This window comes from Alteromonas antoniana, assembly GCF_019249295.1.
Classification (GTDB): Bacteria; Pseudomonadota; Gammaproteobacteria; order Enterobacterales; family Alteromonadaceae; genus Alteromonas; species Alteromonas antoniana.
Genome location: NZ_JAESDH010000021.1, coordinates 63,514 through 88,695, shown reverse-complemented (window position 1 = coordinate 88,695; position 25,182 = coordinate 63,514). Strand labels below are relative to the sequence as shown.

Sequence of the window (25,182 nt, the reverse complement as noted above, 5' to 3'; positions counted from 1 at the left end):
GGAAAGAAAATGGAGAAGTAACGATAGCTCACCGTTTTAATTTTGGGGGGCGTTGCAGTTACTATATGAATTCGGGGGTTATAACAACGACATTAAAACGTGCGCGGGGCGAACTGAGACAAAATCACCTAGGCTCCCTGCGCTTCGCTTGGTATTGTAGCCTACGTATTCTTGCCCGTTATGTGGGCCTTAGATGTTCTCCTGGAATGCTTGAAAATAAGGAAGAGGGATGCCCCAAAAGATTCTTTGTTTATTGTTTTTTATAGTATCAAGTAACCTCTGCGCCGCAGACCTTGTAGTGGAAGTTCAAGCCAACCCCGATAAAGGTTTTTTCTATCCTTTCTTTTTGAAAGTGCCTGAAGTAACCGAGACGAATTACTTGATTGTTGAAACGAACAATACTGGAAATGTCTCGGACGACTACAGTATCCACCGCAATAGTGCCCGTAAAGCAGTTCTCGGAAACGCTTTGGGTCCGTGGGTTTCTAAAAAGCTAAAAGCACCGATCCTTGTTCCTGCTTTTCCCAGGCCAGAGAAAGATTGGGAAACATACACGCATGCGTTGGATAGAGATACAATGTTAGTAGAGTCAGGAAAATTAAAAAGGATTGACCTCCAGTTACTAGCGATGATCAACGAAGCAAAATCTGTATTGGAAGCCCACTCTGTCACTGTAAATGAAAAAGTTATTATGACGGGGTTTTCTGCATCAGGTACGTTTGCGAACAGATTTTCTCTACTGCACCCCGACTCTCTTCAAGTTGTTGTCGCAGGCGGCTTAAACGGTATTCTTATGCTACCTTCAAACGCATTGAACGAAGAAGAACTAAACTATCCTTTAGGGCTGAATGACTTTAAGGAAATAACTGGTAGAGCTTTTGATAAAGAGCAATGGTCAGCCTTACCTCAACTTCTTTTTATGGGCGAAAATGACACAAACGATTCAGCGAAATTCGACGATGCCTACTCGGACTCAGAAAAGGCGACTATTTACTCAGCACTAGGCAAAGTTATGCAGCCAAATCGCTGGAAAGCTTGTCAAAACGAATATTTAAAGCAAAACGCAAACGTTACATTCAGAACCTATGAAAATATAGGCCACGGGACAGACTTAAGAATACACAATGATGTTTTGGCGTTTATAAGTGAGAACATCTAACAATTGCATTAAGTCTGTCGCAAGCATGCCAGGACAGTAATACGTGGGCTCTGTCTCTTCGCTCCAATTTAAGCCCACCTGTTACTGCCCCAAAGTGAGGCGGAAGATTTAATCGGGGGGAAGTGCAGTGAAACCTAAAAGTGTTCAAGAATATATTTGGTCTAAACCTAAAGAAATACAAGAACGGCTGAATGAATTGCGTAACTACCTGATAGAAGCAACCCCAAATGCAGGTGACGAGTTAAAGTGGGGTAAGCCAGCTTTGGTGAATAATGGCATATTCTATGTTTATGCTGCTGCAAAAAATCATATTAGTCTCCACCCTACTCCATCGGTCATCTCACATTTACAAGATGAGCTTGGATCTCGAATTTCTTCACAAAATACCGTCCGCTTTTCTATCAATGAGCCTATTCCTAAAAATCTAGTTACTAAAATTGCTCAGCTACGCGTGTTTGAAAAAGAGACAAAGGGAGTCAAATGGAAATAGACCTAACAAGAAAAGGCAGCATCGCCCTTCGGGCTGGATACGCTTACGCGCCCCGCTGCTATTGGCGCTAGTTGCCAGGGAGACTCATGAAATCAGCACAAATAAGCGGCCTTTTAATAACCATTTTAGCAAGTGTTTATCTCTACTCTTTTGCACACAGGATTTCTGATCCAACCGACTCCGCACCAACCGTTGGTTTTGGGATAGTTCTGGTTTTTTTCATGCTACTTACATCAGCTGTAATTTTAATAAGTAGCTCCTTCCGGCTATGGAGTAGAGAAGTTCGTCTAAAGGAGGGATTTGTTAGTAAATGGTGGGGTGCTCTGTTGGTTATCAACTCTCTCCTTGCCATTAGCTATACCACAGCAATCGTCGCCGGGGTCGTGGTTATTCTTAAGACAGCATATGGCAACTAACAACCCCGTTAACACACGCTCCGCTCGCTTAGACACAAACACGCAGGCACCCGTCACTTCCTTGCGTATTTCAGCCTGCATGAACTGGTCCCTGATTGGGGCGTTTTATACGAAAAGGATTCTCAAAATATGAGTTTCATTAGTAAATTAAGTAAAGGTATTAAAGGGGCTTCACAGGCTCTTCAGTCAGATGAGTACGAAATTAATGACGCCAAAATTCAATGCGTCCATTGTGGCTACCAACATTTCGAACTTGGCGAAGCCCAGTTAAATACTGCTGGTTTAACGTTTTTAAACTTAGACTGGGCAAATGAGAGCGTATCCATCCTTGCATGTAAGAAATGTTCACACATTATGTGGTTTGCCAAACCAGTCAAAAAAGTTATTTAACCTCTGTGTATAACAAACCACTAATGTCTCTCGCGTCGCTCGCTAGAGCGCTAATACATAGGCTGCATCACTTCGTTCCTGATTTTAGTATATGTGTTTGTGCCCAAAAGCAGTGTTAGCGGACGGCAGATTTACGACGAATTAAGGATGTTTCATTGTGAAAAATCAGGATGAAGACGATAAAACGACCAAAAAGCTGGTCGGGCTGGGGCCTATTGGCATCGTAGAGTTTTTCAAATCAGTAGAACAGTCACAAGCGCTCAAAATCATGATTGCGCTAGCAATTGTATTAGGCGGTGGTTTTATCCTTTTTCTTGTAAAAATGGCGGGCGTTTAAAGGCAGTTAAGTTTAGTCACGTCAGCTAACAACCAAATTCAAACGCGCGCGGAGTGTTGGAACCAAAACTCAGCACCTCTGCGCGATTACAGCCCTGTGCTTTTGCTCTTCATTTAATAATTTTCAGTTTGGCTTTCTTTAGTGGTTGTAGTCTTTTACTTTGTTAAACTGCTTTATCTAATTTAACTTCCAGGGTATTTGATGAATCAGAAACAACCCAATAATCCTTTGCATGGGCTCACATTGGAAGCGATTCTGACTCGGTTACATGAGCACTACGGGTGGAATGGTTTATATCAACGAATAAGGGTAAATTGCTTTAACAGTGACCCTTCTATTAAATCATCATTAAAATTTTTGCGTAAAACACAGTGGGCCAGGGATAAAGTAGAGTCGTTGTACATAGATACATTTACGTAACTGAGTGAAGCTTTGTATAAAAAAACTCTGTATTCAGTCGTTAGGCGTTTATGAGGTCAAGCGTGGATATTGAAATAAGTAACGAAAAGTCAGGTGATGAAGCGAGAATACATCAGATCACCAAACAGGCGTTTTTAAGCGCGCCTCACGCTGATCATACTGAGCAGCTCATTGTAGATGCCCTCCGCCGTGCGGGAGCACTGACCGTCTCTAAAGTGGCTAAAGCTAACGGCGAAATTATTGGTCATGTTGCGATATCTCCGGTCACGCTTTCAACTGGCGTAACGGGCTGGTTTGGGCTTGGTCCAATCTCTGTTCTTCCTCAATGTCAAAGGCTCGGTGTTGGAACTCAGCTAATGCAGAGCGCGCTTGCTGCGCTTGAGAAAATGGAAGCATCTGGCTGCGTGGTGCTGGGAGACCCTGCTTATTATGGTCGCTTTGGGTTTAAGGTTATAGATGGGCTGGTATTTCCCGGAGTGCCTGCAGCGTATTTTCAGGCACTATCGTTCTCCGGTGAATTCCCAAAAGGCGAAGTGACTTACCATGAGGCATTCTCAGCTCAGGGCTAACAAGGCCAGACATAGCTATCGCTTTTCCGTTGCGGCTTCGTCCTTACACCCACGTATATGCCTTTAAGCTTAGCGTTATATTTCAAAAGGAATTGATTTGAGATTTTTACTTGTAGCAATTGCTCTCACCCTTACCGCGTGCTCATCAATAAAAAATGAGCAGAACCCGGAAAATGAACCAGCATTCGCAGGAATCAGGAATGGGGTCTTAGTGTATGAAGGTACTGTCTCGAAGGCGTTGAATCAGGCCATTTTTGACGCCTTTCGTAAAGCAGATACAAAGCCCGGGAAACTCGTAATATCGAGCCCAGGTGGAGATATCGGCGTAGGCATGCAACTTGGCGAATGGATTAAGCAGAACAACCTGGATGTAGAGGTAGCTGACCTTTGTGCATCATCTTGTGCAAACTACATTTTTACTGCTGCAAAAAATAAATACCTCAGAAAAGACTCTGTCCTTATATGGCACGGTAGTGCGTGGCAGGAAAAATGGAACACCAGTGAATTACCAGAAAGTTTTATTTCTGAATACCTTGTTCCAATGAGAGAAAGGGAAACACTATTATTTGAAAAGCTGAAAGTAGATAACCTTCTTACTGTCTATGGCCAACGTAATCTGACCTTGTGGGATCAAGCAGCACGCATCTTCAGCCACGAAACAAGTGGTTGGGATTACTCTGTTGAAGATATGCGTCGCTTCGGTCTATCAAACATAATTCTGATCGATGAAGAATGGAATTGGCGGAAGTACCGGCCAAACAAAAGCAGTGAGGTTACGCGTGTTGCGGTGAGTGATGAATACACATTTACACTTCGCCGGTTTGAAACATAATGACTATTAGCCCCCGCTGCTCTCGCTGTTACGCAAACACTAAGGTTTCCTCGCCCTCGCATGTATTGTAGCCTATGTATATTGTCTGCTATGTGGGCGTAATGTGCTCTAAGGATGTGAACACAATGAACAATAGTTTGGAAACGGTACTTAAAAGAGCGAGCTGGATAGCTCCGCTGGTCACGATAGTTTTGCTACAGCCAGGCTTCTCGTCTGATTCAGGAAACCTTTTAGGGTTAGCCCTTCTCAGTTTTCCTTACCTCGTCATTTTTTCGCTCATGCATTTTGTCAAACAGAAAAGTATGAGCCTGCTTATTGCAAACGCAGCACTTCTTGCGTTTATTATCCTATCCAGTGCTTTTGTTTTCCTCGCCAGCGTAGCGGATCCGCAGGGGTCTATTGGTGGTTTTATTGTTTTCCTGGTACAAGCTTTCGTATCTGCGCTATTTTTGAGTATTTATTTCGTATTAAGTGCGTTTAAACGCACTTAACAATCAACTGTTGGCGCTCACGGCGTTAACGGAACACAACGTTGGATTTTATGTGATCTCACTAAGGAAGGCTTTATGAGCTACAGGAATACAATTTTATCACTTTGTTTGTTGTCCACCGGTGCACTTGCTGGCGATAACTATGCATCGGTAGAATTAACATTATTAGAACCCGCACACTCTGAAAGCACCTGGCTTAGAGAGAAGCAGTTCATGCCTCGCTATCCGGTTGAGCTGGCTATGAAAGGTATCGCTGGCTGCGGCATATTCAATGTCGTGGTTGATGAGAGCGGTTCAACCGAAAGTATCAAACTTATAAGTTCTGTTCCTGGAAAGGTTATTTCAAAACCTGCAAGTGAAGTAATTAAAGATTGGAACTGGACATTAGCAAACGGCAAGTCTCCAAAGAGCGAAGAAAAGTTATTGCGGCTGGATTTCTGTATGGGCGGTAGTTCCCAAGAAGAAGCGGCTTCCAAGTGCAAGCAACAGGCAACTATGGCGTGCGAGTAGTGATCATAGTTCAATCACTTATGTGATTTTGCCTTCGCCGGCTGATATGTAAACACAGCGCCGTTTCGCGTGTGTAGCGCTGTGTTTTCTAACGATTAAGTAAAAGTTATGTCCATCATGCACAAGGAAGCAACGATGTTAAAATGGATCACGAAGAAAAGGGTATTTCTGGTGTCCGTTATGCCTGTTTTGGGGCTGATCGTAGCACTGATGTTACGCTGGCTGGCAGGGCCAACATATACAACGTCAGTGAATCAATCTGCGCTGTACATTTTTGGTGTGGGCTCAATCCTTTGGTCCATTTTGGCACTACTCACCGGTTTATTTCTTTATTCAAAGTGTAGCGCAATGACCACTTCCAGATTCATCTGTGGGTTGGTTTCGGTTGTGCTGGGTGCATCAATGCCTTGGCTTATTGGTGCTCAGCCGTAAGTTTCTGAACAAACAAACTTGTCGCTTGCCAGGTCACAAGACATAGGCTCTGTTGCGTTGCGACTAATTTTAGTCTGCGTAATTGTACCCTCCGGGCTTAATACGTATTTGTACCCACTGGACCAGGCGTTTTACGTTTGTTTATGGAAGGATGATTCAATTGGAAATAAAGCTTAAGGATATTACCAAAGAGAACTGGTTAGATATGATTGACCTGGAAATATCTAAAGAACAGGAAAATTACGTTGCATTGCCATCGGAAGCAATTGCGGCCTCTAAGTTCCATGAACATTACATAAACAGAGGCATTTATCTGGATGATATGCCTGTCGGCTTTATCCAGTATTATCCTAATATCGAAGAGAACAAGCCAAACGAGATATTTATTGATCAATTGATAATTGACATTAATCATCAGGGAAAGGGCTATGGCTCTCAGGCAACAGAGCTTGTAATCTCAGAAATAAAATCGCTGAACGGGTTTAATTCTATTTCGATTTGTTACGTGGAAGGTCACGATGTCATGCGACGTTTTTTCGAACGCTTTGGCTTCGCAGTTGTTGAGCAAGACGAATTTGATGAGACTATTATGGAGCTGCATTACGTTTAGCAACTCAATGCACACATTTTGTTCGCGAGAACGCAGACACAGCAACGCATTGCGAGCGACTTTTTGTTTTTACCCTTCCCCGTAACGTTAACCGCAGCCGGATAAACTAAGATGAACTATGAGGCGATAAATTTTAAGAATAAGTTGGGACTATTCAATGAACAGTGGTCACCCAAGGTGATCGCTGAGATGAATGACTACCAGTTTAAGGTTGTAAAAATTCAGGGTGAGTTCGTATGGCACGATCACAAAGATACAGATGAAACCTTCATCGTGCTGGAAGGCAGTCTCAGAATCGATTTCAGAGACGGGCATGTGAATCTCTCAGAGGGCGAAATGTACGTTGTGCCCAAGGGAATCGAGCATAAGCCTTTTGCTGAAAATGAGGCGAAAGTGTTGCTTATCGAGCCACGGGGCGTTGTGAATACCGGTGAGAAGACCGGGAGTCAGACTGCTGAAAACGATGTCTGGATATAAAACCGTTATCAAGTGCAGGCCGTGCCCCGGCCTTTTCTGTTTCAGTACCGCCTATGTTCCAACGCCACGCCTTCTGCGAGCGCTAGGTGTCCAGCAAAAACACGCCATACACTTCGATTCGGCTCCGTATCACTTTACCTTTTTGTGCCCCTATGCGGAGCGTGAGCAGCTCTAACTTATTTAGAAAACCGGGCGTTTCCCACCCTCTTCTATGCCACGTTTTTCACCTCAATCAGGTTGGTATTTTTTGTGTCAATATCATCAATAAGTCCGTCAATTTTTCTCATGCTTTCTAACTGAGCCTGAAGTTTCACTGAAAGCTCGCTCAGTTCGGTAGCAGACAGAGAAGTCTCTTCTGCAGACGCTGCCGTTGAGTGGATCACGCCATCAATTTCTGTCATTCCCTGATTTACCTGGCTCAACCCTTTAGCCTGACTTTGCGATGCGCTATCTATTTCTTCTATGGTGCCGGAAATACTCGTCACGTGCTCAACAATCTCGCTCAATGCTCTCACGCATTTTTGAGATATAACATTTCCCTTTTCGACATTCACTACGGATGACTGAATATACTGTGCCGACTCACTGGCCGCAGTTGTGCTTCGCTCAGCAAGTTTTCTGACTTCATCTGCTACCACAGCGAAACCGCGCCCCATTTCACCTGCCCTGGCAGCCTCAATGGAAGCATTAAGTTCAAGCAAATTAGTTTGCGATGCAATGTCGTTAATAACATTGATAATGTCACTAATCGCTTCGCTGGAGCGATTAATTTCCTGCATGGCAAGCTCGAGTTCCTTTATTTCATCAGTGGCCATGGTCGCGGATCGCTGTGCGTCAGACGAGATTGCACTGGCCCTTGAAGCACGATCTGCGTTGTCATTCGCCTGAGTAAGGATCTCATTGAGCGATTTACCAATTTCGGTAATAGAGGCTGCCTGCTGCGTTGACCCTACAGTCAACGCATTACTGGCAATTTTAAGTTCGCTTGCACCAGTTGTGAGGCTTTCACTAATGGCATCCACATCTTTATATACGGCTTTTAATGCAACCTTTTCTGATATCTCCTGCACATATTCAACATGGCCTATCTTGTTGCCGTCTAAGCCGGTGATGTAACTGGTGTCGACATGGAAATCTTTACCCCACTGGTTAAAGAAAGTGTCCTTTTTTCCCTGTCTTAAGCAGTGCACACCGCATTTTTCGGTATTACAGATATTTGCTCCCCAATTTGAACAGTGTTGACCGAGCACGTCTTTGCGCTTTACGCCAAGAGGATCGGTAGCGGCTCGATTTACAAATGTCCACTTCATATCCATGTCAGTGACAGAGAGTGGATTTGGAATTGCGTCGAGAACCTGTTCAAAAAGTTAACTTTCTCTCTCGACAAATGTTCCATTTTTATCAGACAAACCAGCGCTCCCGCCATCGTCACAGCTAAAATCAGCAGGCTTACATTTCCTATCGCAAATAGTAAAGCGACTACTATAGATACAGCGTTGAAACCCAGTGCCAGTCGGTAGTACTTTCTCATGATTTTTCCTCAAGGAACTTCACCTACGAACTATACTTTACAAACTACTAACAACTATTAGTAATTAGTTGAATTCCAATTAATAGCCAACAGGTTACCGTCCCTGGGAAGGTGTTACTTGCTCCGGGAGAATTACTGCGGTTCCTTTAAGTAGGAAGAATGTATGACAACTGGCTGGTTCCGTGGGACCTGGAAAATAAGGCTATCAACCGCGCCGACGCCTTTTCTGTTGCGGCTTTACCTCAATATCATCGCTGCATATTCCTGCGGGCGTTATAGGGCTGGACGCTCGTGGCGGATTACCAGATGAAAGCTGGAGCGAAGATGGTTGGCTATGCAACACGCTGAAAAATCACTATATTTACCTAATTGCTTCAGGCCGGTTTGATTCATGATGCCCTGAGACGGGCCAGCGCATATGGGCTGCAATTGACACTGTTAGAGCAAACACTAACGGCGTTGGACCATGTCACAAGGAGCATTTCGCTTTTTGCGCAGGTTCTGCTGCCTCCCAAGACGTAACAACAGGTTCTATTCACTATGACTGAGCAAATCTCAGACGTGTTACACAATGAACGCGATGACATCCACCTCGATGGCTATTATCTGTACGGCGTTTGCGTTCAGGACCCTTCGACCGACAGACCATGGTCCCCCTACTCTTTCACCGTAGAAGCGAATCAGGACAAATGTGAACCAGACTCAAGTTGCTGGAAGGGCTATATTTCAATGTATCGACTGGACAGCCTGGGGCATCTTACGTTAACAAAGTATGTGTATCTGAACACAAATGACGCTGATGAGTTTGAAGAGCGGTTAGAAGGTAATTTCTGGATGGAGCTTAGGAAAGGCTTTTGTGGCAATAAACTGTTTATCCCGTTTGTCGGCGGAGTCATTGAGAACGACAACAGCAAGTGGCTTGAAAAGCGACTAGCCTGACACGCCGTGACGGTATTCACTCCGCATGTTTTTGTCGCCGTGCCGTTTTTTCTTTCGCTATTATGTCGGTGTTGGATTTTATTTTGTTCGGTGAGTTTATTGCGACGTTAGCTTTGGCGGGCATCGGCGCGATGATTGTGCGCGTCGGTTATTCAGGCTCGGTTGTCAGAAAAAAACATTGCGGCGTAGACCATGCCCGCCAGACTCAGGTGTCGACACACATGCATAAGCGCATTGGCTTCTGTACAACACAGTGAGACAGTCCGTAATCTGTTTCATTCTACTACAATAACAACGTTTATCGCTTGCCGGGACAACATATGAACTTTAGCACGCCTGCGATCGCAGGCATTTTGAGTATCGTGTTTTGTCTGTGGTTTCTTCGTTTTGCACGTAAAAATCTGAGAAATGCAGATACAAGCAAACACTGGCCAGGTGTTCAGGGCCACATGGTTAGCGTCACCTTGTGGGGAAAACGGAATATCGCTGGCAAGTCCGAAGATGCAGAGCGTCTGACGGTTTCCTATCGTTATGAGGTGGATGGAAAAGCTTTCGACGGTAATCGGATAGCGTTTTATACGCTGATGTATCCTGAGACAGTCCGATTTGCCGAAGACCACCCACAAAACAGCGATGTTACCGTGTTCTATGACCCTAATAACCCACAAAACGCAGTATTAATGACTGGCGCAAGAAGCAATAACAAACGATACAGTGAAGTGATTCTGGCGTCATTCGCATTGATAGTTTCTGTTGTAGTTACCATCATGGGGTTGTTAGGATACCTGGAATAGCAACGCCACTTCGCCTAATTTTTGCAGAACTTACCGGCTCTGCCAGTGGCCAAGCTTTTACTGACTAAGGACGGTTCAATGTACTCACATACTTTTGCCACAGTGCAGCCATGAAAGAAGCGCAGCTGTACGGATTTGCCTTTACCCTGCTGGGCCTGTTGCTTTTACTTCCGGTTTTTCACTCGGTTGATTATGCCGGTAGCAGTATTTCACCTGGCATTGGCGCAATCGGTGCGTTTTTTTTCCTGTTAAGCGCCTCTGTCATTCTGCTGTACAGCTGTACCAGATTGACCAGTAAGAAAATCAGAGCCTCAGAAAACTTCACTGGCAGAGGCTGGCGTGCCTTGCTAATCATTAACTCCTGCTTTGCAGCCTGCTATGTAGCGGCTATGGTCGCAGGCGTCTACATCTTCTCCTTTGTTATCCATTGATGCTCACGAAATGCGGGCTTTTGAATTAGGAATTGGGCAATGAAATATCTGATTATGCTAACAGCATTACTGTTAGCTGGCTGTGTTGGCGGACCTTTCGCACGAATTGGCATGGAGCGGGCAGCCAAAATACAAACCGGCCAGAGCGCCTCGTTTTGCAATCAGCTGAAAATGCAGTGCAAGGCGCAACCAGGACAAACGGCGGGCTCTGGTGGTTATTTCCGGGAATGGGAAAATGCCGATGGCTCCGTAGGATGTTCCTGTGATATGAAATAGTAACGCGTGCTATTTACAGGGTAAGACAGGAGAAAGCACCATGGATGTATCGAAGAAATCATTAACAGAGGCCGTGTCGCGCAATATCATTTCCGCGCAACAGGCTAATGATTTACTGGCTTTTTTCACTGAGCAGTCGCAGCAAAAACCGACGTTTTCTTTTACTCACGTGCTTTATTACTTCGGCGGATTAATTGCCATTGGGGCAATGACGTTGTTTATGAATTTGGGTTGGGAGTCGTTCGGCGGTGCCGGAATTGTGATTATCTCGTTGCTGTATGCCGCCGCCGGCCTGATGCTAACCCATCGCTTTGCAGCAAAAAACCACATTATTCCGGCCGGCATTTGCGCCACTTTTGTTGTCTGTATGACGCCGCTGGCAATTTACGGTGTGCAGCAGTGGCTTGGCATCTGGCCTGACAGCACGCAGTATCAGGATTATCACCGTCAGGTACGGGCATATTGGCTATATATGGAGCTGGGCACTCTGATTGTGGGCACGATAGTCGCGTGGCGCTACAAGTACCCTTTTCTGATCATGCCTGTTGCCGTCACGCTGTGGTATATGACCATGGATATTACTGCACTTATCTCCGGCGGTGATCACTCCTGGGAACTCAGGCAACTGGTTTCACTTTACACCGGGTTACTGATGACAGCACTGGCGTTCTGGGTAGATATTCGTTCACGACACACCGCAGATTATGCATTCTGGCTTTACTTATTTGGAGTGACTGCATTCTGGTGTGGCTTATCATTGCAGGAATCAGACAATGAAATATCGAAGTTTTTTTACTTTCTGATTAATCTGACAATGATTTTTGTGGGGGTATTACTGGTACGCCGGGTGTTTGTGGTGTTTGGTGCGCTCGGCAGCTGTGGTTATCTCGGTCATCTGGCATTCAACGTATTTGAAGACAGCTGGTTGTTCCCGGTAGCATTGACGGCAATCGGACTAGGGATCGTGTATTTGGGCATTCTGTGGCAAAAACACGAAAAATCCATTTCCGAACGCGCCCGCGCGTCACTGCCTGTGCCGCTGCGAGAGCTGCTGGAATCGAAACTTAACCCGTAGCCGCGCACAAGCGGTCTCAAAAAAGTCGCTGGTCAGCTATCAACACAATGTCGTTACGGCATCCGGCATCACGCCCGATTTCAGCGAGGCAAGTCAGACAACCGCTACACTACTCGATTTTCTGCGCCATGAATGGAGAAGTAAACATGGAAGATATGGCATCAGGTCCGGGGCGTTTTGCCCTTCGTATGTTGAAATGGCTGCTAATTGAAGCTGTCCTGGAGGTTGCTATTTACTGGTATGGGCGCTTCACACTGAAAGTGTTCACTCTGGGAAACTACCCTCAAAAGCATGACGAAGCCGAAACACGATGCATTGTTGCCGGTATCTTTTCAGCGATCATTACCGTCGCGGTTATTGCCATGTTGTGGTAACTACGCGTTATGGTGGCTTTCCCGGTACAGCAGACATCGGTTCATACAGGCAATAGCGTTGACCGATGTGGCAATGTCAGATGCTCACCAAACCGCCGACGCAGATGAAATCGCGGGATCCTCAGTTAATTCAGAATAAGGAGATAGCAACATGAAACCGGTATTCCTCTGTTTAGTTACAACCTTCGCGTTAACCGGATGTAGCGTACGCGATGAGTCTGCTGACATCTCACACTGCCGAGAAAACGCCTCTCAACGCGTCGCCAAAGCAGCAAGATCTGTAGACGCTACCTACGACCTTTGTACTTCTGCGAAAGCAGAAAAACGTCATGCTGAAGAAAATAAAGAGACTGCCGCCACTATTGCTGCGTTTATTGCCGATATTCTTGACTGAACGCGCCCCTTTTTTCATCCAAAGAGCTGAGGCGCTGATAGCTAAAGCGTTGTGCGAAGGATTATTTTGCGACGTAAAAGAACCGATATCAGGATATTGATCTATGAATACAGTAGCCAGGCATGACAATACGCGAAAATGTTGATAGCAGGTGAGTGCGTTTTTTATCTGCATTCGGCGTGTGACATTGTTCGGTGTAAGGCTGTGTTCATACAAGAGGATTTCCCTCTTACTCTACACGAGAGCTTCTGTTTACTGTAAACGAGGACTTTCGTTTAAATTTAGAAGGCGGATTATACAATTCGTTAGACGGAGCAGACCGCGTTCAGCCGAAAAAGCGTGTAATCAGCGGCGGGCTAAGCGTGAACAAAATGCTTTTGGTCTGGCACAGCCTGTCAACAATGCCCTCACTGGGGCGGGTACTTATTAAGGGAAACATTACGATATGGGCTCTATCATCAGTATTTTACTTTCCGCAGGCTTGATCATTTTTATATTGTTCGTAGGCGCACTGCTGTTTGCGGCAAAGAAAAACAAATCTCAGGATAAGGAGTAACTGCACGTTGCAGTTACAGTCAGGCCACAATATTCCACCGTTTTTGGAATTATCGTTAAAGACTTTGCAAATAGGTCGCATCCTGTTGTCGTCTGATTTAGGATAGTCTCAGGAGTACAAGAATACTGAGAGATCCTTGAGCGAACCAGGAATTGCGACGAAAAAAGACACCCTGCCCGGCCTTTTAGCCATGAGTATCGCCGACAACGCATCGGACGCGATAATTTTGGTCGATAAACTCTGCCGGATCACATTTGTGAACCAGCAAGCAGAGCAAATCATGTCACTCAACTCGTCCGCCGCCTTGCGTCATCCCTTCAGCGATTTCTTTTCAGACTCTGCCCTCTCCAGCTTCACCCACGCTTTTGACAACGCGCTGAAACACGGAAAAGTGAATCAACTGGAGATTCCCTTTGGTTCAAATAAAATCTTATTGTCAATGAAAGTACTCAGGGTCGACGATGAAACATTGTGCCTTATGTTTCACGAATGCTCAGCCACCCGCAGAAAGGATATTGTCGCTGACAGTCAACAACAGGCGCTTAGCCTGGCACTGGGCGGAAAAGGACAACAAGAGATTTTACTGCCGCTGCTAAAGGGCCTCGAGAAACAAGCCCCACACAGCCTTTGCGCTGCCATCAGTTTGATAGATGAGGATGAAACTACGCTTACCGCGGTGACATCGCCACAAATGCCTGAAAGCATCAGAATACGGCTTAACCTAGCACTTTCTGAATCTCGCTCACCCTGGGCCGCCTGCATGGAAAGCGGTGAGCCGGTTGTGATTGACGATTTATCGCACCACGATGACTGGCCAGATTTTATCGGGGATGCTACAGACGCTGGCTTCAAGGCGTTTTGGTGTAAGCCTGTGTTTTCACAGACAGATCAGCGCATCGTCGGTGTCATCTCTGTGTTTTACACCCGCTGTGCGCCGCCCGCTGCGTGTGATCTACAGGTTGTCGATGCCTTTTCTTTTACTGTGCCGACAGTCGTTAAGCACTGTAAGGAAAACCGGGCGCGGGTGCAGGCCGAAGATGCCTTAACGGAAAATACCGAAAGCCTGCACAAGCAACGACGGCTTTACGAAGCCGTGCTTTCAAATAATCCCGACCCTGTTTACACCTTCGACTTATCCGGACGCTTTACCTATGTAAATGACGCCTTACTGGCGATATGGGGCTTAATGTGGGATGAAGCTATTGGTAAAGACTGCTACGAACTGGGGTACGAGAAGTGGCACGCAGATATGCACATGCGTGAAATCAAGCAGGTTATTGAAACTAAAAAGCCAATTCGCAGTGACGTATTCTTCCACGGTGCCTTAGGGCCGCGAACTTACGACTATATCTTTGTTCCCGTACTGGATGCCGACGGCAATGTTGAAGCAATCGCCGGTTCTACCCGTGATGTAACTGAACGCAATGAAGCGGAAAAGATGACCAGAGAAGCTGAAGCGCGCCGGCGTATCGCACTTGAAGCGTCTCACAGCTTCGGCATTTGGGACTGGGATATCGAAAAAAACCTGTTCACTGCAGATCAGCGCCTTGGCGAGCTGTTTAATTTGACCCCGGAGGAAACCGCATATGGGGTTCCCATTGAACGTCCGCTTGAGTATGTTCATCCAGAAGACATTCCGGTTATTGAAGCCGCGATCCAGGAGAGCATTGCAACGGGTAAACCGTACGACCAGCAGTACCGTGTTTTGCAAAAAGACGGCAGTATAAGGTGGGGATCTTTTCGCGGCCGCGTAATTTATGATGAATCAGGAAAGGCTGTGCGTTTCCCTGGTGTTGGCGTAGATATTACACGTGAGCAAAACGCCGTTACCGCACTTCAGGAGGCGGATAAACGCAAAGACGAGTTTCTGGCCACTCTGGCTCATGAACTTCGCAATCCCCTGGCTCCTATACGAAACGCAGTGGAGATCCTCCAGTCGGGCATGTTCTCTAAAGATAAGAAACAGGAATCGTTCCTACTGGTTGAACGCCAGGTTACGCAAATGGTGCGCCTGGTTGACGACTTAATGGATGTCTCGCGCATTACCCGGGGTAAAATCCGGTTGTCACGATCGCCTCTTGATATCTGTGATGCCATTCGGGATGCGATTGAAAGCGTGCAGTCCATGATTGATGAGAGCAACCATATTCTGACGGTTCGCTATCCCGGCAACGATGCCTGGGTGGATGGTGATTTGGTCAGGCTTGCACAAATTTTTACCAACATTATCAACAATGCCGCCAAATACACGCCCCGCGGCGGACAGATTGAAATAAAAGTGGATACCAGCCAGACAACGGTGACAGTAGACATTACAGATACTGGCGTAGGGATCCCAAAAGACAAGATAAATGACATTTTCGATATATTTTCGCAGATTGACGGGGTACTTGAGCGCTCTCAGGGCGGGCTGGGTATAGGGTTAACCCTGGTTAAACGCTTAGTTGAACTGCACGAAGGCACCGTGGCTGTGCACAGTGAAGGTGAAGACCAGGGAACCTGCATTTCAGTCACCTTCCCGCGCGTTGCGGCGGAAAAACGTGCTGGTACGAAAGCCGCTTTATTTACCGACGATACTGTGGATCACCAGACCTTATCGGTGCTTATTGCGGATGATAATCAGGATGCCGCTATCACAATGGGCTGGATCCTTGAGGCCAAAGGCTGTGAGGTTGTTGTTGTAGAGGATGGCCCGACAGCACTGAATGCCGTTAAGCAATATACCCCGGATTTACTGCTGCTTGATATTGGCATGCCCGGTATGAACGGCTATGACCTGTGCATCGCCCTGAAAAAACTGCCTGCCCTGAAAGACGCCGTGTTTGTGGCACAAACCGGCTGGGGACAACCTTCTCACATTAAGCGGTCGAAAGAGTCTGGTTTTCATCATCATCTGGTAAAGCCGCTGGACTTGAATGATTTAATGCCAATAGTAGACAGCGTCAGACAACATAAAGCCCAGCGCCGCTCACAACGTTAGCTCACAACCGCAAACACGCTGGCAGGCCCTCCTGCCGTTTCCGATGTATAAATGAGATGTAAAATACGCTAGCGTATAGCACCAGTTATATCGTTTCTCAGTTTGTCTATTGTCGTATTGTGAAAATTAAATCAGCCCTGTATGAATTCTGGCTCTTTGGCGTTAAACAAGCCTACGCATGCTTGTTTGGCGGATTTCTCCTAGCCGTTATGATTGTAACCCGGTACTGGTATCCGATTGAGGGCCTGCACCGGTACGATTTCATATTTCTCGCAGCCATCGCGTTTCAGGCTTTGCTATTGATCACCCGGCTGGAAACGTTGCGTGAGTCTGTGGTGATCGTGGTGTTTCATATTGTGGCGACCATCATGGAGATTTTTAAAACCTCTGACAGCATTGGCTCCTGGTCTTACCCGGAAGCCTACGTGTTTGGCATTGGTAATGTCCCGCTGTTCACCGGCTTCATGTACAGTGCAGTAGGAAGTTATATCGCCAGAGTGTGGCGAATTTTCGAATTTGAATACAGCAACTATCCGGGCAAGTGGGCGACGGTTACGCTGGTAGCCCTGATTTATCTGAACTTCTTCACCCATCATTATATCGTTGATCTGCGCTGGGTATTGCTGGCTTTTACTGGTGTACTGTTTTACAACACAACGGTTTATTTTAAGATCAGCCACACGTACAGGCAGATGCCGTTACTGGTCGGCTGGTTTCTGGTAGCGCTGTTTATCTGGCTTGCCGAAAATATCGCGACGTATACCAACGTCTGGATTTATCCGGATCAGGCTGCAACATGGAGTATGGTGTCTCTGTCTAAACTCAGCTCATGGTATCTGTTAATGCTGCTTAGTTTTGTACTGGTCTCACTGATTAACAAACTACACATTCGACGGGCTCCGGCCTCAATATCAGTGGTTGAGGCGAAGCAGCAATGAGATACCTCACGCCATTTGTGTGCGTGCTCCTGCTACTCATTGTGCTGGTACTGGCGTTTAGCGTTGCAGCAAACTATTCCCCCTGAACAGCTATTTCATGACCGTACCGGATTTTGACGGCAACAGTGTACAGTGGTGGTGGCTGGCGGCTTACGATAACACCATCCTAATTATTACCGTGACTTTGGCATTGTGGCTATATCGCCGCTTTCTTCCCAACGCCCCATACAACGTGAAAGCGATGCTGGTTATGCAGCTTCCCCTTGCGCTGTCCAGTGCCATCGCCCGGGTACAAAGCGGCTATTTTTCTGGCAATGTTTATCAGAATGTCATCACGGTTAACCGCATTTTCTGTGCAGTGGTAGTGATATTGCTGTACGCCGTTCATCGCATGATACAACCACAAGACGCCTCCTGATTTACATAAGCATTGCGGTACCTGCAAAAGCGAAGCCGGTGCTTAACCGCGATGCAGGTCAGTATTATTGACTAGTTTATACACCCGGCAATTTACAGGTGCCGGTTTCTCACAGCGTACTCGGCGCTGAGTAAGTCTATAATTGAAACCCGCAAAGGCAGACACGCATTGGTAACGTATTGTCACCGCACAAGCATATCAGCATGTTTCATCTGGGAATGCTTTCGACCTCACGTTCTCATTTGATAAGGGGCTGGCATGCTGTTCCAACGTCAAATTTGCAGGCGTATTTTACTGGTAAAGTCGCCCTTTGTGTTATCAGGGATATAATGGGCCAGTGAAACTGATGAGACTGTCGTCATGACACCTTTGAAATACCTGATAATTGTGGTCGCCATTGTGGCGCTGGCGTTTTATGTCGCCGCATTATGTCGGCGTTCCTTTCTCAGACAACTGACCAAAGAACTCGAAAGCCGTGAAGAGCCGTCTTCAAACGTTGACTTCTCAGTGCTATCTGCCCTTCCGCCTCCGGTCCAACGCTATTTTCGTTTTGTCCTCACCGACGGGCAACCTTTCATCACACAAGTGAGCTTTCTTCAAACCGGTAAGCTCAAAACCGATGTGAGATCATCTGGATGGATGCCCTTCACTGCCCGGCATATAGCAACACCAACAGGATTTCTTTGGAATGCAGATATCAGCGTACTTCCCTGGTTAAGTGTAAACGTCATCGACAGCGTGCTGCACGGCATCGGTTTAAGTCGGGTCAGTGTATTTTCCTTACTTACCGTCGCAACCGATAAAGGCCTTCCGCAACTTAATGAAGCCGCGCTGCACCGCTATCTGGCAGAAGCAGTATGGTATCCCACATTGCTGTTGCCTCAGAACGGTGTCAGTTGGACTGCCGTTGATGAAAGCAGTGCGCTAGCTACGCTCAGCGAGTCTGAAGTTACCGTTTCTCTGCTCTTTCATTTTGACAACGAAGGCGCTGTGACCAAAGTGTCGACGCCAGCCCGTTACCGGAAAGTTCGCGGCGGTTACCAACCCACGCCATGGGAGGGGCACTTTTCGCAGTATGCCTGGTACGAAGGCATGCAAGTCCCAACGTACGCAGAAGTAGGCTGGTACGATAGCAAAAACCTGGTAGTAGTGTGGAAAGGCGATATCACGCAGATAAAATTTCGCTTTTGATGGGGAAGCTATGTCGGCTGTGGTATGGTCAGCGCACTTACTGAAAAACAGGCTGAAACATGAAAAATGTAGCATTGTTTGTCGATGTACAGAATGTCTACTACACCACGCGTCAGGCATATAAGCGCAATTTCAATTACAATGCGTTCTGGCGTCGGGCGACGGCTGACAGAAACGTTGTCAGTGCGTTTGCCTATGCTATCGATCGCGGCGATCCAAAACAGCGCGAATTTCAGAATATCCTCAGAGCCATTGGCTTTGACGTGCGACTAAAGCCATTTATTCAGCGCTCGGACGGCTCAGCGAAAGGCGACTGGGACGTGGGTATCACAATCGACGCGTTAGAACATGGTGCATCAGCAGACATTATCGTGCTGGTATCCGGCGACGGCGACTTCGATTTGCTCGCAACAACATTGCGCGAAAAAGGCAAACAGGTGGAAGTGTACGGAGTGCCTGCATTAACTGCCGGTTCCCTGGAGCAGGCTGCCACATATTTTTTTCCCATAGAGGAAGAACTTTTAATGTAGCGTTGCTGTATTAACAAAAAAGTGAATGCCGTTTCTCATGGTCTGAGTAATAGTATTTCGCTTTAAGTCTCAGCCTGATACAGGCTTTGCAAAACAACTTAACGAGTGTAAAAGGATTTACCAATGAAGTTCGTACCCATTTTATTTTCTTCAGTAATACTTTGTGCGTGTCAGTCTGCGGATTCTTCTGATACTTCGCTCTCCTCACGCCCCGCATCTACTATCGATGTTTCAGAATACCCTGATTTTACCGCCAAAGCCGATCGCAATAAGGTTGAGGACTACTGGGTAAAAACCGTTTCGAAAAATCCTCAATATCCTATGCACTCGGCGCTTGCCGGGGTATCAGGCTGCGTGGAGATTGTGTACAGTATTAATGCGTCCGGGAAACCCGAAGGCTACCGTATCGTAAACGCGTTCCCCGCCAACACGTTCGAAGACAACGCGTTGGCAGCTCTGGCGCGTTGGCGCTGGGAACCGTCACCAACCAATAGTGATAAACAGCCTGTGCTTACATCGACACAACTGGATTTTGTTGTGAGCAATTCCAAAAATGTCGACCTTGCTCGCGAGAAGTGTGGGATTGAGCCGATTTCCTAAGCCCGAATTACTGGTTACCCTGCCATTTTAATCTGTAACTTTTTCTCTTTTTCAAGTAGCTTTATGGCTGACAGAAAATACGTGGATGCTCTTCCCTGCTAAACAGGACCAGAGCATCTCACCAATAATAATGATAAGAGTGTTACGTTATGGAACAAACGCGCCAATCTTTGGTTCAACGCCTGCTGAACAAGGTGGAAATCTGGGGAAATAAACTTCCCGACCCCGCTGTGCTTTTTCTGATTCTGCTTGCTGTGGTATGGGTACTCTCCTGGGCTTTATCCGGCATCGATTTTAATGTTGCCGATCCCAGAACCGGCGAACCGCTGGCGATTAATAATCAGCTGGCTGGCAGCGCAATAACCCAGTTTATGTCGTCTATGGTAACGAATTTTGCGCACTTTCATCCCGTAGGTGTCGTGTTGGTTGCCATGCTGGGTATCGGTATTGCCGAATATTCTGGTTTTATCAACGCGGGCCTGCGCGCACTGCTGTCGGTAACGGCCAAATGGTTGCTTACCCCTATGATTATTCTTATCGGTATTGTCAGCCACTCAGCGGTAGATGCCGGATATGTACTGGTTATTCCGCTTGGCGGCGTTATTTTCTATGCAGCTGGAAGACACCCTCTTGCCGGTATTGCAGCAGCGTTTGCCGGCGTGTCCGGTGGCTTCTCAGCGAACTTCGTGCCTTCCGCTCTTGATCCCATGCTGCAGGGTATTTCTCAGGCTGGTGCACAATTGCTTGATCCTACTGTGACGCTAAACCCCCTTAACAACTACTATTTTACCACTGCATCAGCGCTGGTAGTCACTGCTCTCGGATGGTTCATCACTGACAAACTGGTAGAGCCGAAATTACAAAATAATCCTGTTGATGGCGATATGTCAGATCTGCCCAGCATGGAGCCATTAAATGACGATGAGCGCACCGCACTTCGCTGGTCTCTTGTTGCGGTGGTCATCGGAATTGTTATTCTGGCACTCACCGCCTCTTATGAAGGCTCGCCATGGCGCGGGGATGACGGCTCGCTAACGTCTTTTACAGCGCCATTGATGAAATCGATTGTGCCGCTGATTTTCCTGTTATTCTTAATTCCCGGGCTGGTTTATGGCCTCGTCATTGGCAGTATCCGTAACTCCAAGCAATTTGTCGAAGGCATGACCAAAGCCATGCAGGGCATGGGTTACTACCTGGTTATTATGTTCTGTATTGCCCAGTTCATCTATGCGTTTGGTCAGTCTAACTTAGGCATTTTGCTGGCAGTAAAAGGCGCCGACTTCCTGCAGTCGCTGTCACTGCCTGTGGGCATTACCATCACCGGCATTGTCTTTCTGACAGGACTGATCAATTTATTTGTTGGTTCAGCTTCAGCGAAATGGGCATTGCTTGCACCGATATTCATTCCAATGCTGATGCAGTTAGGGATCTCCCCGGATCTGGCTCAGGCCGCCTATCGCATCGGTGACAGCAGTACTAATATTATCACCCCGCTGATGCCTTACTTCCCGCTGGTAGTGGTATTTTGTCAGCGCTATGTTACGTCGACAGGCATTGGTACGCTCACTTCAATGATGCTGCCATTCTCAGTGTGCTTTTTGGTGGTATGGACACTGTTTTTGATTATTTACTGGAGCCTTGGGATCCCGCTGGGAATTCAGGCATCCTATGAATACATTGCGCCCTAGGCAATCTATCCGCGTATTCAGCCTGAGTTGAATACGCGGCAAACTCGCTGAAAACAGGAATCACGAGGATGACTTACAAACATACTCAACCCGGCACCTGGATACTGATATTTTTTGCCGCAGCCGCCCTGCTTATCATCTTTTCTCAGGGTGGCGTTGCCGCTAACGCCAGCTGGATTGCGCTTGTCATTCTGGTTCCGGCTTCACTGCTTTTTTCATCACAAACCATCGCCGTCGACAATGAGTTTGTTACCTGGCATTTTAGTTTTGGTTTCTGGAAAAAACAGCTCCCGGTTTCTGATATTGCGGCAGTCAGTGTAGTGCGCAACAAATGGTACTTTGGCCTTGGCATCCGCTTTACTCCCCATGGCTGGCTATATGCTGTGTCAGGTCTGGATGCGGTGGAAGTAACCCGAAAAGACGGCTCACGACTACGCCTGGGTACAGACGAGCCGCAGACGTTACTGGCAGCTTTGCAGCAGCATGTGCCGTAACTTCGGGAAATCAGGTAACCGGTTTGATGCACGCTTACTATTTTGCGTGGACCAACTAGCCTTCGTAAACAGTAGCCACCACTGAGCGGTTCCCGGATACATAGCGTCAATGAGATCGCTATCACAAAAAGGAAAAATCTGATGGCATCAGCGGATACCTTTACGGCTGTGTTTAACAGACTCAAGCCGCTTTTAAGCGCGTATGCGCCTCACCTTGAGTGCACAGCGGATACCGCCGATAATTACTGGCTCAATACGCATCACATCATGAAAAACCGGAAGCCACTTTTCTTTGGCGCGGTGCAAATTAAAAAGCGCTATGTAAGCTATCACCTGATGCCTGTCTATGTCTTTCCCGCGCTGCTCGATGAATTATCTGCGCCGCTTAAACGCAGAATGCAGGGCAAATCCTGCTTTCAGTTTTCAAAGGTTGATGAGTCACTGTTTACTGAATTGCAAACGCTCACCGCAACAGGATTTGCGCGCTATCGTGAAGCAGGCTATGTGTAACGCACGACACACGCTTTACGCTTCAGGCAATGCACCTGCCGGTCGGTTTCTATCTCACAGCCCGATTAATACACTCAGGATAACATCAGATTCCGGGCCTGCTTATTCAGACTGGTACGTGGCACCATGATGGAAGCACTCGCACAGTGGGGCGTTCCGGGCTTATTCATATCCGCTTTTCTGGCTGCGACTATTCTGCCTTTGAGCAGTGAACTGGTGTTAAGTGCGTTATTGTTATCAGGTCAGCCTCCTACCACACTGGTGCTGGCGGCTACCACCGGCAATGTGCTTGGCTCGTTAACCAATTACGCCCTTGGCTTATGGGCTGCGAGACCGGTTGTGCAAAAATGGCTGCGTATGAGTGATGCCTCCTTTGAGCGTGCAGAAGTGCGTTTCCGAAAATACGGTTTGTTATCTTTGTGTTTTGCGTGGGTACCAGTTGTTGGCGATCCGCTTACTGTCATCGCCGGGGCACTGCGGGTCCCTATCAGCGGGTTTCTCATACTGGTAACGGCAGGGAAATTTGCCAGATATGTCGTAGTAGCCTATCTTGTGCTTTCAGCATAACAGACCCAAATTATGTCCTTTGTCTTTGTAAAAGCCACACCTTCAGATATCCCATACCTTCTTAGTGTTCGCGAGCAAACCATGAGCGAGCACCTCATTCGTGCCGGACGTAACCTGACTACAGAAGAACATATGCAGCGTGTGCTGCACCGGTATGAACTTGCACATATCATTGAACTGGAGGGCGTTAATATAGGCGCACTCAAATACAACGCATCGAGTGTTCCTGTACAGGTGTTGCAGCTGCAGATTGCCCCTTCTTTTCAAAACCGCGGCTATGGGACGAAAATCCTCAGGCAACTCATAACAACCCATCCGGACGCTGGCGTATCGCTATCAGTATTGAAAGAAAATCCTGCCCTGCAGCTTTATCTGCGCATGGGGTTTCAAAGAGTTGATGAAGATGCGCTTGAATATCATCTACGCTACCCCGCGCAACAAGCCGCTGATAACAACAAGAAAGTTTAATACAGCGGCGTTTCACTGCGTTATGATGGTAGTTATCGCGCGGACGACGGACACAGCCGCGCTCATCACCCAATACGCTAAGGAATGGAGTACGCGATGAAAATCAACCATTACGCCCGCCCGATAGACAGCGACTATTCGCTGCCATGGGAAAGTCTGCTGATTGAAGGCGCTATTTGCATCATTTGCAGTGTAATGGCCATTGCCGGCTATAAATCCGGTGTGGTGCTGATGTTTGCCCCTGCCGGCTTTGTGGCGGTAATTTGCGGATTACTGGTAATTTATACCCTGATAAGCAGTTTGCGATGCAGGATGGCGCTGCGTGCCGCATCGAAACGTGGTGGTACTGACGACAATGAATGACATTAACATTGTTTTGCCTGACATTGCCTATCAGCAAAGTTATTGTGAGTATATCGACGAACTGGGAGAGGAAGAGCGCTACCCCTTCCCGCTGGATTTCGAGCACAGTGACTTCCCGGCCATGCTGGCAAAAATCGCGGATTTTGCTACTGGGCGAAACCTGCCTGAAGGTTATGTGCCCAGCACAACATACTGGTTAATTATCGACGGGGTGCTCGCAGGCGTATCCAACCTTCGCCACTTCCTGAATGCAGGGTTGCAAGAGGCCGGAGGGCATATTGGTCTGGGGATCCGCCCCTCATACAGAGGGCAACTGTGGGGCGCGTATCTGATGCAGCAAACCATTGCGCGTGCCCGACAACGCGGCATTGAAGATGTGCATATTCATTGTTACGCAGATAACGCCGCCTCTGCGGCAACAATTCAGCGCTGTGGCGGTGAGTTAATCAACACAGTTTCCCTGAGTGATACGACAGTAGCCCGGTATATCGTCTCGCAGTAGTGCTGAATTACACACGCTCTCGTCGGCGTAGCTTCCTGGCTAAAAAAATGATAGAAGGTAACGTTTTACAACACAGTCTTATCTGTGCTGGATTGTTGCTTTTTAGCATGCTCGCAGCAAATGCTGGTCGCAGCGAAGCCAATTCATATATGAAAGTCACTTAACGATTTCCCAGTCTCATCCGTTCTTAAACAACGATTACGCAGGGAACGAGAAAAAACCAGGTAAAGCTAAATACTGACCTGTTTCTATGTTGTCTGTCACTCGTGCTTACGTCACTGATCTTATTTCCTGCATACTTTTCACGTTTACTCAGATAACGAATAATACGGCATCCCCCCCTCATTTCGGCACAGCTGAAAAAACCATGGTGCTGCGGTAACGTCGCACTTGCCTAGCTTGGTTTGCAAGCCTGTCACGGAGCTGACCA

General features: G+C 47.1%; 36 protein-coding genes. 34 read left to right on the top strand and 2 right to left on the bottom strand.

Going from position 1 to position 25,182, the window contains the following annotated elements; translation table 11 throughout:
- The 14 genes from JKP77_RS16895 to JKP77_RS16830 form a co-directional block, all read left to right on the top strand.
- Positions 1-266 (top strand): hypothetical protein (locus tag JKP77_RS16895; RefSeq protein ID WP_218312333.1); only part of this gene is annotated, 266 nt, incomplete at its 5' end.
- On the top strand, positions 230-1,159 hold the full coding sequence (locus JKP77_RS16890; protein WP_218312332.1) for a hypothetical protein: 930 nt from the start codon (positions 230-232) through the stop codon (positions 1,157-1,159). The genes JKP77_RS16895 and JKP77_RS16890, both read left to right, overlap by 37 nt.
- Before the next feature lie 127 nt (positions 1,160-1,286).
- A complete protein-coding gene (locus tag JKP77_RS16885) occupies positions 1,287-1,649 on the top strand; it encodes an iron chaperone (RefSeq protein ID WP_218312331.1) in 363 nt (120 codons plus the stop codon).
- 86 nt (positions 1,650-1,735) lie between these two features.
- On the top strand, positions 1,736-2,065 hold the full coding sequence (locus JKP77_RS16880; RefSeq protein ID WP_218312330.1) for a hypothetical protein: 330 nt from the start codon (positions 1,736-1,738) through the stop codon (positions 2,063-2,065).
- Between the two features lie 129 nt (positions 2,066-2,194).
- A complete protein-coding gene (locus tag JKP77_RS16875) occupies positions 2,195-2,455 on the top strand; it encodes a hypothetical protein (RefSeq protein ID WP_218312329.1) in 261 nt (86 codons plus the stop codon).
- 157 nt (positions 2,456-2,612) lie between these two features.
- A complete protein-coding gene (locus tag JKP77_RS16870) occupies positions 2,613-2,792 on the top strand; it encodes a hypothetical protein (protein WP_218312328.1) in 180 nt (59 codons plus the stop codon).
- 201 nt (positions 2,793-2,993) lie between these two features.
- Complete coding sequence (locus tag JKP77_RS16865; protein WP_218312327.1) at positions 2,994-3,212, top strand: VF530 family protein; 219 nt, start codon at positions 2,994-2,996, stop codon at positions 3,210-3,212.
- A 62-nt stretch (positions 3,213-3,274) separates the two neighbouring features.
- Positions 3,275-3,781: a GNAT family N-acetyltransferase gene (locus JKP77_RS16860; RefSeq protein ID WP_476726939.1), complete on the top strand. Its 507-nt coding sequence runs from the start codon at positions 3,275-3,277 to the stop codon at positions 3,779-3,781.
- Positions 3,782-3,878: 97 nt separating this feature from the next.
- Entirely contained in the window at positions 3,879-4,613 is a 735-nt protein-coding gene (locus JKP77_RS16855) for a hypothetical protein (protein WP_218312325.1), read from the top strand.
- A gap of 125 nt (positions 4,614-4,738) precedes the next feature.
- Positions 4,739-5,104 carry a hypothetical protein gene (locus JKP77_RS16850; protein ID WP_218312324.1) on the top strand — a complete coding sequence of 122 codons (366 nt, stop codon included), beginning with the start codon at positions 4,739-4,741 and terminating at the stop codon, positions 5,102-5,104.
- A 75-nt stretch (positions 5,105-5,179) separates the two neighbouring features.
- Positions 5,180-5,614, top strand: coding sequence for an energy transducer TonB (locus JKP77_RS16845; RefSeq protein ID WP_218312323.1), 435 nt, complete (start codon positions 5,180-5,182; stop codon positions 5,612-5,614).
- Positions 5,615-5,749: 135 nt separating this feature from the next.
- The gene (locus JKP77_RS16840; RefSeq protein ID WP_218312322.1) at positions 5,750-6,046 is read left to right on the top strand and encodes a hypothetical protein; all 297 of its coding nucleotides are present in this window, start codon (positions 5,750-5,752) and stop codon (positions 6,044-6,046) included.
- A 160-nt stretch (positions 6,047-6,206) separates the two neighbouring features.
- Positions 6,207-6,656: a GNAT family N-acetyltransferase gene (locus JKP77_RS16835; protein WP_218312321.1), complete on the top strand. Its 450-nt coding sequence runs from the start codon at positions 6,207-6,209 to the stop codon at positions 6,654-6,656.
- Positions 6,657-6,767: 111 nt separating this feature from the next.
- On the top strand, positions 6,768-7,133 hold the full coding sequence (locus JKP77_RS16830; protein WP_218312320.1) for a cupin domain-containing protein: 366 nt from the start codon (positions 6,768-6,770) through the stop codon (positions 7,131-7,133).
- A 209-nt stretch (positions 7,134-7,342) separates the two neighbouring features.
- Here the strand turns inward: JKP77_RS16830 and JKP77_RS16825 are convergent, their stop codons facing one another.
- Positions 7,343-8,443 carry a methyl-accepting chemotaxis protein gene (locus tag JKP77_RS16825; protein ID WP_218312319.1) on the bottom strand — a complete coding sequence of 367 codons (1,101 nt, stop codon included), beginning with the start codon at positions 8,441-8,443 and terminating at the stop codon, positions 7,343-7,345.
- Positions 8,440-8,664: an SND2/TMEM208 family protein gene (locus tag JKP77_RS16820; RefSeq protein WP_218312318.1), complete on the bottom strand. Its 225-nt coding sequence runs from the start codon at positions 8,662-8,664 to the stop codon at positions 8,440-8,442. Before JKP77_RS16820 ends, JKP77_RS16825 begins: the two co-directional genes overlap by 4 nt.
- Before the next feature lie 540 nt (positions 8,665-9,204).
- On the opposite strand from JKP77_RS16820, the gene JKP77_RS16815 reads away from it, so the two are divergent.
- From JKP77_RS16815 to JKP77_RS16720, 20 genes are all read left to right on the top strand, one after another.
- Positions 9,205-9,603 (top strand): hypothetical protein, encoded by a 399-nt coding sequence (locus JKP77_RS16815; protein ID WP_218312317.1) that lies wholly within the window; start codon positions 9,205-9,207, stop codon positions 9,601-9,603.
- Between the two features lie 320 nt (positions 9,604-9,923).
- A complete protein-coding gene (locus tag JKP77_RS16810; RefSeq protein WP_218312316.1) occupies positions 9,924-10,397 on the top strand; it encodes a DUF3592 domain-containing protein in 474 nt (157 codons plus the stop codon).
- A 110-nt stretch (positions 10,398-10,507) separates the two neighbouring features.
- Complete coding sequence (locus JKP77_RS16805; RefSeq protein ID WP_218312315.1) at positions 10,508-10,828, top strand: hypothetical protein; 321 nt, start codon at positions 10,508-10,510, stop codon at positions 10,826-10,828.
- Between the two features lie 39 nt (positions 10,829-10,867).
- Positions 10,868-11,104 carry a hypothetical protein gene (locus tag JKP77_RS16800; RefSeq protein ID WP_218312314.1) on the top strand — a complete coding sequence of 79 codons (237 nt, stop codon included), beginning with the start codon at positions 10,868-10,870 and terminating at the stop codon, positions 11,102-11,104.
- 40 nt (positions 11,105-11,144) lie between these two features.
- The gene (locus JKP77_RS16795; protein WP_218312313.1) at positions 11,145-12,179 is read left to right on the top strand and encodes a DUF2157 domain-containing protein; all 1,035 of its coding nucleotides are present in this window, start codon (positions 11,145-11,147) and stop codon (positions 12,177-12,179) included.
- Between the two features lie 146 nt (positions 12,180-12,325).
- A complete protein-coding gene (locus JKP77_RS16790; protein WP_218312312.1) occupies positions 12,326-12,553 on the top strand; it encodes a hypothetical protein in 228 nt (75 codons plus the stop codon).
- A 151-nt stretch (positions 12,554-12,704) separates the two neighbouring features.
- On the top strand, positions 12,705-12,947 hold the full coding sequence (locus JKP77_RS16785) for a hypothetical protein (protein ID WP_218312311.1): 243 nt from the start codon (positions 12,705-12,707) through the stop codon (positions 12,945-12,947).
- A 692-nt stretch (positions 12,948-13,639) separates the two neighbouring features.
- Positions 13,640-16,483 carry a PAS domain-containing protein gene (locus JKP77_RS16780; RefSeq protein WP_246601246.1) on the top strand — a complete coding sequence of 948 codons (2,844 nt, stop codon included), beginning with the start codon at positions 13,640-13,642 and terminating at the stop codon, positions 16,481-16,483.
- A gap of 119 nt (positions 16,484-16,602) precedes the next feature.
- Entirely contained in the window at positions 16,603-17,421 is an 819-nt protein-coding gene (locus JKP77_RS16775) for a DUF817 domain-containing protein (RefSeq protein WP_218312310.1), read from the top strand.
- Positions 17,422-17,518: 97 nt separating this feature from the next.
- A complete protein-coding gene (locus tag JKP77_RS16770) occupies positions 17,519-17,839 on the top strand; it encodes a hypothetical protein (protein ID WP_218312309.1) in 321 nt (106 codons plus the stop codon).
- Between the two features lie 360 nt (positions 17,840-18,199).
- Positions 18,200-19,030 carry a DUF6920 family protein gene (locus JKP77_RS16765; protein WP_218312308.1) on the top strand — a complete coding sequence of 277 codons (831 nt, stop codon included), beginning with the start codon at positions 18,200-18,202 and terminating at the stop codon, positions 19,028-19,030.
- 59 nt (positions 19,031-19,089) lie between these two features.
- Complete coding sequence (locus JKP77_RS16760) at positions 19,090-19,560, top strand: NYN domain-containing protein (RefSeq protein WP_218312307.1); 471 nt, start codon at positions 19,090-19,092, stop codon at positions 19,558-19,560.
- Between the two features lie 123 nt (positions 19,561-19,683).
- A complete protein-coding gene (locus JKP77_RS16755; protein WP_218312306.1) occupies positions 19,684-20,160 on the top strand; it encodes an energy transducer TonB in 477 nt (158 codons plus the stop codon).
- Between the two features lie 149 nt (positions 20,161-20,309).
- Positions 20,310-21,848, top strand: a complete 1,539-nt coding sequence (locus JKP77_RS16750) for an AbgT family transporter (RefSeq protein WP_218312305.1) — start codon at positions 20,310-20,312, stop codon at positions 21,846-21,848.
- A gap of 68 nt (positions 21,849-21,916) precedes the next feature.
- Complete coding sequence (locus JKP77_RS16745; protein WP_218312304.1) at positions 21,917-22,342, top strand: hypothetical protein; 426 nt, start codon at positions 21,917-21,919, stop codon at positions 22,340-22,342.
- A gap of 141 nt (positions 22,343-22,483) precedes the next feature.
- Positions 22,484-22,852 (top strand): hypothetical protein, encoded by a 369-nt coding sequence (locus JKP77_RS16740; RefSeq protein ID WP_218312303.1) that lies wholly within the window; start codon positions 22,484-22,486, stop codon positions 22,850-22,852.
- 126 nt (positions 22,853-22,978) lie between these two features.
- The gene (locus JKP77_RS16735; protein WP_246601245.1) at positions 22,979-23,419 is read left to right on the top strand and encodes a YqaA family protein; all 441 of its coding nucleotides are present in this window, start codon (positions 22,979-22,981) and stop codon (positions 23,417-23,419) included.
- Between the two features lie 12 nt (positions 23,420-23,431).
- Positions 23,432-23,887, top strand: coding sequence for a GNAT family N-acetyltransferase (locus JKP77_RS16730; protein ID WP_218312302.1), 456 nt, complete (start codon positions 23,432-23,434; stop codon positions 23,885-23,887).
- Between the two features lie 96 nt (positions 23,888-23,983).
- Positions 23,984-24,250, top strand: coding sequence for a hypothetical protein (locus JKP77_RS16725; protein ID WP_246601244.1), 267 nt, complete (start codon positions 23,984-23,986; stop codon positions 24,248-24,250).
- Positions 24,210-24,752 (top strand): GNAT family N-acetyltransferase, encoded by a 543-nt coding sequence (locus tag JKP77_RS16720; protein ID WP_338024884.1) that lies wholly within the window; start codon positions 24,210-24,212, stop codon positions 24,750-24,752. Before JKP77_RS16725 ends, JKP77_RS16720 begins: the two co-directional genes overlap by 41 nt.
- The last annotated feature ends 430 nt before the right edge of the window (positions 24,753-25,182 follow it).

Excerpts from the sequence above, each read along its gene's own strand:
- JKP77_RS16830 (WP_218312320.1), top strand. The coding sequence starts at position 6,768 with ATGAACTATGAGGCGATAAATTTTAAGAATAAGTTGGGACTATTCAAT.
- JKP77_RS16850 (WP_218312324.1), top strand. The coding sequence starts at position 4,739 with ATGAACAATAGTTTGGAAACGGTACTTAAAAGAGCGAGCTGGATAGCT.
- JKP77_RS16795 (WP_218312313.1), top strand. The coding sequence starts at position 11,145 with ATGGATGTATCGAAGAAATCATTAACAGAGGCCGTGTCGCGCAATATC.
- JKP77_RS16805 (WP_218312315.1), top strand. The coding sequence starts at position 10,508 with ATGAAAGAAGCGCAGCTGTACGGATTTGCCTTTACCCTGCTGGGCCTG.
- JKP77_RS16815 (WP_218312317.1), top strand. The coding sequence starts at position 9,205 with ATGACTGAGCAAATCTCAGACGTGTTACACAATGAACGCGATGACATC.
- JKP77_RS16765 (WP_218312308.1), top strand. The coding sequence starts at position 18,200 with ATGACACCTTTGAAATACCTGATAATTGTGGTCGCCATTGTGGCGCTG.
- JKP77_RS16840 (WP_218312322.1), top strand. The coding sequence starts at position 5,750 with ATGTTAAAATGGATCACGAAGAAAAGGGTATTTCTGGTGTCCGTTATG.
- JKP77_RS16755 (WP_218312306.1), top strand. The coding sequence starts at position 19,684 with ATGAAGTTCGTACCCATTTTATTTTCTTCAGTAATACTTTGTGCGTGT.
- JKP77_RS16790 (WP_218312312.1), top strand. The coding sequence starts at position 12,326 with ATGGAAGATATGGCATCAGGTCCGGGGCGTTTTGCCCTTCGTATGTTG.
- JKP77_RS16730 (WP_218312302.1), top strand. The coding sequence starts at position 23,432 with ATGTCCTTTGTCTTTGTAAAAGCCACACCTTCAGATATCCCATACCTT.
- JKP77_RS16865 (WP_218312327.1), top strand. The coding sequence starts at position 2,994 with ATGAATCAGAAACAACCCAATAATCCTTTGCATGGGCTCACATTGGAA.
- JKP77_RS16845 (WP_218312323.1), top strand. The coding sequence starts at position 5,180 with ATGAGCTACAGGAATACAATTTTATCACTTTGTTTGTTGTCCACCGGT.
- JKP77_RS16740 (WP_218312303.1), top strand. The coding sequence starts at position 22,484 with ATGGCATCAGCGGATACCTTTACGGCTGTGTTTAACAGACTCAAGCCG.
- JKP77_RS16785 (WP_218312311.1), top strand. The coding sequence starts at position 12,705 with ATGAAACCGGTATTCCTCTGTTTAGTTACAACCTTCGCGTTAACCGGA.
- JKP77_RS16800 (WP_218312314.1), top strand. The coding sequence starts at position 10,868 with ATGAAATATCTGATTATGCTAACAGCATTACTGTTAGCTGGCTGTGTT.
- JKP77_RS16745 (WP_218312304.1), top strand. The coding sequence starts at position 21,917 with ATGACTTACAAACATACTCAACCCGGCACCTGGATACTGATATTTTTT.
- JKP77_RS16820 (WP_218312318.1), bottom strand. The coding sequence starts at position 8,664 with ATGAGAAAGTACTACCGACTGGCACTGGGTTTCAACGCTGTATCTATA.
- JKP77_RS16890 (WP_218312332.1), top strand. The coding sequence starts at position 230 with ATGCCCCAAAAGATTCTTTGTTTATTGTTTTTTATAGTATCAAGTAAC.
- JKP77_RS16770 (WP_218312309.1), top strand. The coding sequence starts at position 17,519 with ATGACCGTACCGGATTTTGACGGCAACAGTGTACAGTGGTGGTGGCTG.
- JKP77_RS16750 (WP_218312305.1), top strand. The coding sequence starts at position 20,310 with ATGGAACAAACGCGCCAATCTTTGGTTCAACGCCTGCTGAACAAGGTG.
- JKP77_RS16875 (WP_218312329.1), top strand. The coding sequence starts at position 2,195 with ATGAGTTTCATTAGTAAATTAAGTAAAGGTATTAAAGGGGCTTCACAG.
- JKP77_RS16735 (WP_246601245.1), top strand. The coding sequence starts at position 22,979 with ATGATGGAAGCACTCGCACAGTGGGGCGTTCCGGGCTTATTCATATCC.
- JKP77_RS16880 (WP_218312330.1), top strand. The coding sequence starts at position 1,736 with ATGAAATCAGCACAAATAAGCGGCCTTTTAATAACCATTTTAGCAAGT.
- JKP77_RS16810 (WP_218312316.1), top strand. The coding sequence starts at position 9,924 with ATGAACTTTAGCACGCCTGCGATCGCAGGCATTTTGAGTATCGTGTTT.
- JKP77_RS16725 (WP_246601244.1), top strand. The coding sequence starts at position 23,984 with ATGAAAATCAACCATTACGCCCGCCCGATAGACAGCGACTATTCGCTG.
- JKP77_RS16825 (WP_218312319.1), bottom strand. The coding sequence starts at position 8,443 with ATGAAGTGGACATTTGTAAATCGAGCCGCTACCGATCCTCTTGGCGTA.
- JKP77_RS16760 (WP_218312307.1), top strand. The coding sequence starts at position 19,090 with ATGAAAAATGTAGCATTGTTTGTCGATGTACAGAATGTCTACTACACC.